The organism is Vibrio sp. 811, from assembly GCF_033339195.1.
The window spans coordinates 1-504 of record NZ_JAWOUB010001016.1; the positions used below are offsets into that span (position 1 = coordinate 1).

General features: G+C 55.8%; 1 pseudogene. It reads left to right on the forward strand.

Features of this window, described 5'->3' with window-relative positions:
* A pseudogene (locus tag R7Q46_RS30660) lies at positions 1 to 504 on the forward strand (hypothetical protein); the annotation flags it as partial.

Below are 504 nucleotides of genomic sequence, written 5' to 3' on the forward strand. Positions count from 1 at the left end.
TGGTGGCGCTTGGACGAGTAGCACGATGGATATGAGTGATCAGCTCAACGGCACGTACACCGTCGTTGTCACGGGCACCAATGCCTCAAACGTGGAAGCAACAGAAAGCACAAACTTCACGTTGGCACAGGCGTTGCCAACACTGACCAACGCAACCTTTAACCCAACGCACCAAGCGGAAGGACAAAGTGTGACGGTCAGACTGGAGTTCGATAAAGCGCTGCAAGCCGCAAGCGCAGAGCTGGGTGGTTCCGCCGTCACACTGACCAAGACGGCGGATGCGAAAGTCTGGACCGGTGATGTTGTTGTGCCAGTGTCGTCAGAGCTAACCGTAGGCTTGGTGGTGAAAGATTACCAAGACCTTTCGGGGAATACGGGCGCAGAAGACCGCAGCCACTCGATGCCGATCACACCAACCTTGGCGATCACGCCAGTAGGCAATGTGGATAGCAGTAACGCCGCCTCATTGCAGATCACCGGTACTTCAAGCCGCTTTGATGGCCA